This is a genomic window from Gordonia tangerina, assembly GCF_021556435.1.
In the GTDB taxonomy this organism is placed as follows: Bacteria; Actinomycetota; Actinomycetes; order Mycobacteriales; family Mycobacteriaceae; genus Gordonia; species Gordonia tangerina.
Genome location: NZ_JAKGCU010000050.1, coordinates 1 through 7,797, shown reverse-complemented (window position 1 = coordinate 7,797; position 7,797 = coordinate 1). Strand labels below are relative to the sequence as shown.

General features: G+C 61.0%; 10 protein-coding genes and 1 pseudogene. 3 read left to right on the top strand and 8 right to left on the bottom strand.

All coding sequences use genetic code 11. From position 1 onward, the window contains the following. Positions 1-337 precede the first annotated feature (337 nt). Together L1892_RS24420 and L1892_RS24415 are read left to right on the top strand one after the other, a co-directional pair. Positions 338-574, top strand: coding sequence for a FitA-like ribbon-helix-helix domain-containing protein (locus tag L1892_RS24420; protein ID WP_235726335.1), 237 nt, complete (start codon positions 338-340; stop codon positions 572-574). After that, positions 571-984: a type II toxin-antitoxin system VapC family toxin gene (locus L1892_RS24415; RefSeq protein ID WP_235726334.1), complete on the top strand. Its 414-nt coding sequence runs from the start codon at positions 571-573 to the stop codon at positions 982-984. The genes L1892_RS24420 and L1892_RS24415 overlap by 4 nt, the downstream gene beginning before the upstream one ends. Positions 985-1,620: 636 nt before the next feature. On the opposite strand, the gene L1892_RS24410 is transcribed toward L1892_RS24415, so the two are convergent. After that, complete coding sequence (locus L1892_RS24410; protein ID WP_235726333.1) at positions 1,621-2,754, bottom strand: hypothetical protein; 1,134 nt, start codon at positions 2,752-2,754, stop codon at positions 1,621-1,623. A 31-nt stretch (positions 2,755-2,785) separates the two neighbouring features. After that, entirely contained in the window at positions 2,786-3,982 is a 1,197-nt protein-coding gene (locus L1892_RS24405; RefSeq protein ID WP_235726332.1) for an aromatic ring-hydroxylating oxygenase subunit alpha, read from the bottom strand. Positions 3,983-4,110: 128 nt separating this feature from the next. Between L1892_RS24405 and L1892_RS24400 the strand changes: the two genes are divergently transcribed. Beyond that, positions 4,111-4,746, top strand: a complete 636-nt coding sequence (locus L1892_RS24400) for a TetR/AcrR family transcriptional regulator (protein WP_235726331.1) — start codon at positions 4,111-4,113, stop codon at positions 4,744-4,746. A gap of 194 nt (positions 4,747-4,940) precedes the next feature. Here L1892_RS24400 and L1892_RS24395 read toward each other — a convergent pair whose 3' ends face one another. The 6 genes and pseudogenes from L1892_RS24395 to L1892_RS24370 all read right to left on the bottom strand — a co-directional run. Beyond that, positions 4,941-5,273, bottom strand: coding sequence for a type II toxin-antitoxin system PemK/MazF family toxin (locus L1892_RS24395; RefSeq protein WP_308191736.1), 333 nt, complete (start codon positions 5,271-5,273; stop codon positions 4,941-4,943). After that, on the bottom strand, positions 5,270-5,479 hold the full coding sequence (locus L1892_RS24390) for an antitoxin MazE-like protein (RefSeq protein ID WP_235726329.1): 210 nt from the start codon (positions 5,477-5,479) through the stop codon (positions 5,270-5,272). Before L1892_RS24390 ends, L1892_RS24395 begins: the two co-directional genes overlap by 4 nt. A 232-nt stretch (positions 5,480-5,711) precedes the next feature. Further along, positions 5,712-6,098 (bottom strand): hypothetical protein, encoded by a 387-nt coding sequence (locus L1892_RS24385; protein ID WP_235726328.1) that lies wholly within the window; start codon positions 6,096-6,098, stop codon positions 5,712-5,714. After that, positions 6,098-6,739, bottom strand: a complete 642-nt coding sequence (locus tag L1892_RS24380) for a nucleotidyltransferase domain-containing protein (RefSeq protein WP_235726327.1) — start codon at positions 6,737-6,739, stop codon at positions 6,098-6,100. Before L1892_RS24380 ends, L1892_RS24385 begins: the two co-directional genes overlap by 1 nt. A gap of 568 nt (positions 6,740-7,307) precedes the next feature. Beyond that, entirely contained in the window at positions 7,308-7,505 is a 198-nt protein-coding gene (locus L1892_RS24375; protein ID WP_372475487.1) for a hypothetical protein, read from the bottom strand. 209 nt (positions 7,506-7,714) lie between these two features. Beyond that, a pseudogene (locus tag L1892_RS24370) lies at positions 7,715-7,797 on the bottom strand (ATP-binding protein); the annotation flags it as partial.

Sequence of the window (7,797 nt, the reverse complement as noted above, 5' to 3'; positions counted from 1 at the left end):
GGACCCTGACCACCGCCTGACCCCGCGGGGCAAGCGCCCGAGCAACACTCGCCCGTGATCAACAGACCCAGCATTACCGACGGCCAGCCGCACACAGACCACTTCTTCAGCAGCCTCCTAGATGTTGCCAAACCGGGTCTTGCAAGATCAGAGTGCGACAGTCAGCGTGGCTCCAAGACCTAGCGAACGTGCGGTCAGCAGCAGATTCTGCACGCCGGTGTCGAGGCGGATGAGACCACCCGGGCGAATGCCGCGCGGAGACGTTCGAGAAGGAGTCGAGGCAACCCATGCGATCGCCATGCTATCATTCTTGAGAATTGATAGCAGGGGAGGCAGCATGGCGGCAATCACGGTGCGGGGACTTTCCGACGAGACCCACCGGGCATTGAAAGCGCGCGCAGCACAACATAACCGGAGTACCGAGGCGGAGGTGCGCGCCATTCTCGACGAGGCAGTTTCGCCCGCCGACCAGGTAAAGCTGGGAACGTTGCTGACCCAAATCGGCAAGAAGGCGGGGATCGGAATCGAGATCGAGCGCGATCGCACACCCGACGAGCCAGTCGATTTCTCGTGATCGTTCTCGACTCGAACGTTATTTCTGAGGTCATGCGTCCGCAACCACATCGCAAGGCTGCCGCGTGGCTGGACCAACAGTCGCCGCAAACCCTGTATCTGACTGCGATCACGCTCGCCGAAGTCCGCTACGGTATCGAGACTTTGCCGCGAGGTAAGCGCCGAGACCGTTTAGGGGACCTCTTCGAGAGCCGCCTACTTCCGCAATTCGCCGGACGGGTGCTGGTTTTCGATGATCGGGCGAGTGCCGCATATGCGCGACTCGCGGCCCAAGCTCGGCGACGTGGTGTGGCCGTCGGGGTGGCTGACGGATTCATCGCCGCAATCGCTCTGGTACACGGGTTTGAGGTAGCAACGCGGGATGTCGAGCCGTTTGTAGTTGCCGGCGTCGGAGTCATCAATCCGTTTTGATCGCCTCGAAACCGGTGAAACGCGGTGTTGAGTTGTTTCATGCGCGGTAAGCCCTGAGCCTGCACGTTTGCGACTGCCCACGTTGATCCACGCACCTCGACAACCTGGCCCGGTTCGAGGACCTGAGGGATCGCCGTCGCTCTTCCGGTTGATTCGGGTTCCCGTTGGTCTAGTCGATTGCCAAAAGTCTCGAGTACTCATCCATTCGTGAACTCGATAGGTATTCGCGCCGATAAGAGACTCATCCATTCGTGAACTCGATAGGTATTCGCGCCGATAAGATACATTATGTCAAGTAACACACGGCATATTGAGTTGCAGCTCACCGGGATTGTCTGTCGGATGACACTGTCGGATGACACGGTAGATGGGAGTTTGACACGATAGATGGGAGTGAGTGACAGATACCTGGGCGTCGTCTTCCTCGGCCATGACGTTTCAGTTGAGCGACTCGGCCCGCGGCTCGGTCGCGACCTCGCAAGTCTCGTTCAGGCATGACAGAGTGGTCTGGTGCGCAAAGTACGACACCGGTGGAACCACAACACCCATTACTACGACATGGCGCTCGCCGCAGGTCACCGACTCCCCGGTTGGCGTCATTCCTCCCAACTGCGATGTCAGCCGACACCGACAGTCCTACAGGTGAGACGACAGCAGCACGATCGACGCGTGCCGCCTGATGAAGCGCGACGATGAGTCCAGCGCATCCGCAGCTGTCCGTAGGTCTTCGTGCCCTATGTCCTGGATCCGATCGGACGTGAGTTCTGCAGCCATCACTTCGTCCAGCTCCGGGCGCATAGCGAGAACTTCACGAATCGGTGCGTAGTCGAGCCGACATCTTCGCTCGCCATCGACGTACGGAGCACTCACCGCCCTGCCAGCTAGATTGTCCGGCAGATCCGCGAGGAGATTCATTGCTCTACAGGTCTGGCCGCCGGCACTCAGCACGGACACGGTACGCGCTCGAACCTCTGCCGTTGTCGTCGGAACCTCTGCAAACGCAACGATTCGCTCGGCGGCCTGATCGTCAACCTCGCCGATCGCGAGCAGGACGTCAAGAACGCGATCGATACCACCTGACGCGGCCGCCTCCGAAGGAAGCAGGCCCAGCGCGGCGACAACGCGTGAAACAGCCGTCGGTCCGGCGGCAACCAACAGACGGTGCGCCAGGTGATGTTGTACGCGGGAATCGGCGTGTACGAGTATCTCGACCAGTTGCTCGACTTGTTCAGGCTCCGAGAGTCGAGAGAGTTGGTCCTCGATCTCCGCGAGCTGGTACAGCTCCGGGAACAGCGTTGCAAGCTGCTCGACGGTGAGTGAGTTCTTCATCGCAGCAACGGGATCGTCCGGATCGTGGACTACGACCGCGAACGCTTCGTTGACGGCACCAGATCTGATCAGCGCTCGAGTCGCGCGGCGGGATGCGCTCACCAGACTTTCGCGGAACCGGGCGGTGACCGAATCCCAGAGGTAGTCACCAAGACCAACGGAAGCTGTCAGCGTCTCAGCCCACTTGTCACCCCTGCCTGACCAGTCGACCTGCACCGGCCAACTATCGACGTCCCATCCCCGATCAGCCACAGCACAATCCGGTACGCCAGTGGCCACCCGGATGGCTGGCCACAGGAACAGCATGTCCCGCGCATGAACATCGGTCAGCGCAGCGCCGTACACCGCCGACCCCGCAGACCGCGTCGTGACTTCCCGAACCGTAGAGACGATCTCCTCGGTGAGATCACCTTCCAGGCGACCCCAGTCGACTGCGCTCATCCCTCCCCCGATGCCGACGCGACATCAGCGGTCATGTGAGAGAGATCCCGATCTTCTCCGCCATCACCCGGATCATGTGCTGCACGCCGATTTCATTGCGCCCGATGGCCATGTGGTCATGCTGCCCGCGGCGCACTCCTTCACCGCACTGAGGGAGCATCGCGAAGTCTTCGTCCCGAACAGCGGCATGAACCTGTGCGAATATGCCAGCATACATCTCCACCTGCTCAGGACTCTCCGCAGGGTACTTCGCCATCCAACTGTGCCGCACAACGCAACTCGTGGCTGAATCACCCGGCAGAATGTCGATGACCTCGACTCCTACAGGACTGTTGGCCAGGATGAGGTTGGGATAAACCCAATAGATGATGCCCATCTGCGCAGTCGGGTCATTCCACGACTCGTCTTGTTGCATACCCTCGAGGTCCCGAACCCAGTTGAACGGGAAGCCGATACGGTGGTGCGGGCCGAACTCGTCGTAGACGTGGGTGTTCGCGATGGTGTTCTGTCCGATGACGCTGTTGCCGTGGACGAATGGAAAGTGGTAACCCTCAGCGAAGGCTTCGAGCGCACCCTTCCAGCTGACGGCGGAGTTCAGGGATCGCTCGTCATGGTACTGGTAGTCCTGGTAATTCCACCGTGCGAGTTCGGCACCGCACTCACCCAGGTGCGTGTCCAGATCCATCGGCGCATCGGCGTTGAGGACACCCCAGATGAATCCGTGACGCTCCTCGCTGGGTAGCTCGACCAGACCGTATTCGTCCCGATTGACGTCGTCGAACCCTGCCTTGCCCGGAATCCCCCGCAGCTGTCCCTTGTTGTCGTAAACCCATGCGTGGTACGGGCATGTGAATCGTCGGCTGTTCCCTGCCCCGCAAGCCGGCATCGCGCCACGGTGGCGGCAGTAGTTCAAGAAGACGTGAGCCTGCCCGTCACGGTCACGGGTGATCAGCAACGAATCGTCGAGCACCGTGCGCACGACATAGTCATGATTCTTCGGGATCTGAGCCGATGCCAGCAGAGGAAGCGGCGTCTCCCTCAACAGTTGGTTCCGTTCGTACTCGGCGATCTTGTCATCGCGGTAATACGACAGGGGCACCCGCAGTGTCGACTCGGCCATGTCCGTGGTGTTGGCAACTGCCAGGTCCAATGCTCGTCGAGTGAGCTCAGCTCCGAACGGGCTGGCGGTCGGTCCCGTGCTCGGGGTGGGGTTCTCGAACGTCGTCATGCCAGGTCCTCTCGTCACCAGTGCCCTTGCCGATGACCATACATGAAACACGTTCTATGTCTAGTCGTTCGCGTCGATCCCCCGATCCAATACGCCACTAGGATCGACGAGCACGACACAATGGGCAGGTGCGTACACATGGATGGGCCGGCCTGATTCCCCCGGCCGACGACGACGAGGCTGCGAAACGCATCATCGCCGCCGCCGGAGAGCTGATGGAGTCGGGTGCAACCGATGTGAACATCCGTCAGGTCGCACAGAAGCTGGGTATCGCTCGCCAGACCGTCTACCGGTACTTTCCCAACAGCCAAGCGCTGCTCGTCGCGACAGCTCAACACGCCACCAACGAGTTCCTCGACGACTTGGCGCGGTCACTTGAAGGTCTCACCGAACCTTCCCACGCGATAGTCGAGGCAGTCGCCCTAACCTTCGAGCGCCTTCAAGATAATCGCCGATTCGCCCTGCTGTTCGTTCAACCGGACAACACAGAACTCACCGCCGAGGTCACCGCTACGCGGTCCATCGCCATAGGACGCGTGATCGTCGACCACCTTCCGATCGACTGGGCCGGACATGGATGGACGGACGCCGACATGAATGAGCTCGTCGAAGTCATGCTCCGGTTCGTCCAATCACTCCTCGTCGACCCGGGCGCCCCTCCTCGTCCCCCAAACGAGCTACGCGCATTCCTGCATCGGTGGGTTGGAACGGCCATCGAGGCGAAGAGTTCGACGTCCACGTCGGTGGCCCGAGCTCAGTCCTGAAACTCGGAGCGTCACTGAACACCGAACGAGTTGCGTGGCAAGACTTTACAACTTTGTCGCGTCCGTACCGGAATATGCAGGGATCGAATATGCAGGGTTACCAGTAAAACTCGGCATATTGAGTTGCAGCGCACCGGGATTCGGTGGTCGCGAACACCCTCCCTCCCGACATTGAGCTGCCACCTCGCATCGCATCATCGGGCGAGTCCCAGGAACGCCATCAGTGAGCGTTCGACTTCCACTAATTGTTCGGACGTCAGCCGGCCAACACGCGTCAGCACGTTCGACCGCCTTACCGCCGTAAGCTTGTCGACCATCACGTCGCTGTCTCGTTCGAGACCCGAGATCGCATCGCGGTCGCCTGGGACGCGAATCCGCAACAACGGCGCATCGATGAGCCGGCTGGTCATCGGCGCAACCACCACCGACAGAGTTGAATCGAACAGGTCGTCCTGGATGATGACCGCAGGGCGCGGCTTCGATGCATACACACCACTCGCCACAGTCCAGATCTCACCGCGAATCACGCCTCGTCGTCCCACGGCGCGGCGACAGACTCGACGAAATCCTGCTCGCCCCCATCGGCATCGGCCTGTGCGACTAGCGCCGATTGCGTGTGGGCTTGCGCGGCAAATTCGGGCGTGCGCACGTCAGGAACCCACACCTGCAACGGGCGCAAACCGCGCTCACGCATCCGGCGTCGATACTCACCAACCCTGTCCCTCACTGCCATGGCCCCCATGTTACATGTAACGCTACGAAGTGGTCGGGCTGTGCGCCGGCTGTCGAATATGAAGCAATCAAATATGCAGGGTCACCAGCAAAAGCCTGCATATCACGCTGCCCCGCAACACTATTCAGCAGCGTGCCGTTGTCGGATGACAAAGTAGATGAGACTTTGACACCCAAGTTGAGACTCGATGACACAGATCTGGGACTTCGAACTCAATGAGTCGGCGTGTGCGCTATCCGCGAGCGGCTACTGCCAGTTTGGCCGACTCAACCAAGTGCTGCGCTGCGCGGATCATCCGCGTTAGCTCCGCGGAGGTTAGGTCCTGATGCGTGTACGCAGCCTTGTTCTTCAGGTTCAACAGCGTGTTCAGGTGTCGCTCGGATCCGCTGTCCGCACGCTTCAGGAGGGCTGCAGCCTCGGCGTGGTTGCCGGTATTGGAGTGCACACCAAGGCGAACACAGCAGATGACATCTGAGGCTGCGATGCCAGCGTCGATGTACAAGTCCCCAGCGGCGTTGGGCATCTCCTCCCCGAGATGCTCAGCGGCATCCAAGAACTCGTTCGCCTTCGACATCCGCCCTGCGATGACCGCGGAGTCACAGTCGCGCTGCGACGCCATCAGAACCTCCCCGACGCGGGGCGCATTTGCGCGTTGAACCAGGACCGCGTACCCGCAACGGTGAGGCCTTGCTCCGCCACGTCACGAAGCAGAGGTTCACCCGCGGCAGCCGCGGCGCGGAATTCGTCCGCAGCGTACTCGACTATGCGGCCGTCGTTGCCGGTCCACGCTGTGATGAGCCGGGCAACCTCTGTCACCCGATGCCCCCACACGTCGTCACCTTCGCGGCCCCAGTCCCCGGCGCGCACCAGGATCAGGTCAATGTCACTGTCTCGCCGCATATGCCCCGTCGCCGCCGACCCGAAAACCGCAGCGTACCGCAGCGTCTTACCCCACTCTCGGAGGTGCTCTTCGAGACGGTTCAGAAACGCGGAGTTCAGACGTGCCAACGCCATGATCGGCTCAGCGGCGAGGTGTTCAGTGTTGAGTCGATAGGTATTCGTCCTACCCACCTGGTCGTGCAACACCACGCCCTGAATGGCGAGTCGGTTGAGGACCTTGCGGATGCCCTCAGCCGACGCCGTGGTGAGAATGCGATGGACCTGGCTGATCGTGAACGTAGCGTCTGCGGACGCCAACACCGCGAGTACGTCTCCGTCCAGGGTCGGCGTTACCGTGGCAAATGGTTTGTTCAATTGCACGCCCGACACCTCCTGAGAATGCAACTAAAGTTAGAATAACACAACTATAGTTGGCTTTGGTCGCATGGAATTGCCCACGAGTCACGCAGGAGATTCCTGCGAACCGGAGTCGTACGGCACAGCGAAGCGGCCTATCTGACCGGTCAGCACCCCGCTCGTTCATTCGCCACGCCGCACCACTTCCGACGCCCAGGCTTGCTCCTGCGCGAAGCTGCCAGTTAGCCAGACTGCGCGCCCCGGTTCGAGTGATTGGAATATGCAGCAATTGAATATGCAGCGTTACGAGTAAAACTGTTGCATACCGCGTTCCGCGCGAACCTGCTGGTCGCCTCGGCCCGAGACCGCATCGACAACCCACTTCCCATCCCCCGACGATCACCATTTCGCGGGCAAACCTATGTGAGGCACCGAGAGTGTTTCGCGGGCAGATTACGTGAGTCAAGCCGGGTGGTGGCGTGTAGCCGCGTAGTGAGGCTACACTCGGAGCCGTAGCCAGCCCATTGCGGTGGGTTTGGAAGTCAGCCACAGGATTACTCGCCGGACGACGAGGCCTGTGGCTCGCGGTCTTTCAGGGGCCGATGGTGTGTATTTCGACACCGGAGCCGAGTATGTCGAGGTAGTCCCCGCGGCCGCACCGCTGTTGCACCACGGCACCGCACACGATGTCGGCCACCCACAGCGCCGGTTCGTGACGGCCGATAGCGTGGTCGATTCGCAGAGTCGGGGCGACGGCTTGTCGGGCGCGGAGCTTTTGCAGCATGTCCATGTCGCTCGCGTCCTGTTGGTTCGGGATTCCAGCGTGATCGTGGCGCAAGGCATGTCGGCCAGGTGTGGCAGTAGGAACTCCATGCATTTGCGTTGTCAAGGGACATCGGTAAGTGCCCATAGGCGGACATGGAAACTGCCCGTAGGCGGTCATGAAGGGGTGCCCGGTGGCGGACATGATTCTGCCCACTGGTCCGCCACCGGGGATGGTCAGTTGAGGGCGGTGACCCCCTTTCCGGCGAGTGCTTGGGCCAGGCGCACGGAGTCGCCGCTGGTCTGGCACAGGTGGGCAT

Excerpts from the sequence above, each read along its gene's own strand:
- L1892_RS24420 (WP_235726335.1), top strand. The coding sequence starts at position 338 with ATGGCGGCAATCACGGTGCGGGGACTTTCCGACGAGACCCACCGGGCA.
- L1892_RS24410 (WP_235726333.1), bottom strand. The coding sequence starts at position 2,754 with ATGAGCGCAGTCGACTGGGGTCGCCTGGAAGGTGATCTCACCGAGGAG.
- L1892_RS24405 (WP_235726332.1), bottom strand. The coding sequence starts at position 3,982 with ATGACGACGTTCGAGAACCCCACCCCGAGCACGGGACCGACCGCCAGC.
- L1892_RS24390 (WP_235726329.1), bottom strand. The coding sequence starts at position 5,479 with ATGGCAGTGAGGGACAGGGTTGGTGAGTATCGACGCCGGATGCGTGAG.
- L1892_RS24385 (WP_235726328.1), bottom strand. The coding sequence starts at position 6,098 with ATGGCGTCGCAGCGCGACTGTGACTCCGCGGTCATCGCAGGGCGGATG.
- L1892_RS24375 (WP_372475487.1), bottom strand. The coding sequence starts at position 7,505 with ATGGACATGCTGCAAAAGCTCCGCGCCCGACAAGCCGTCGCCCCGACT.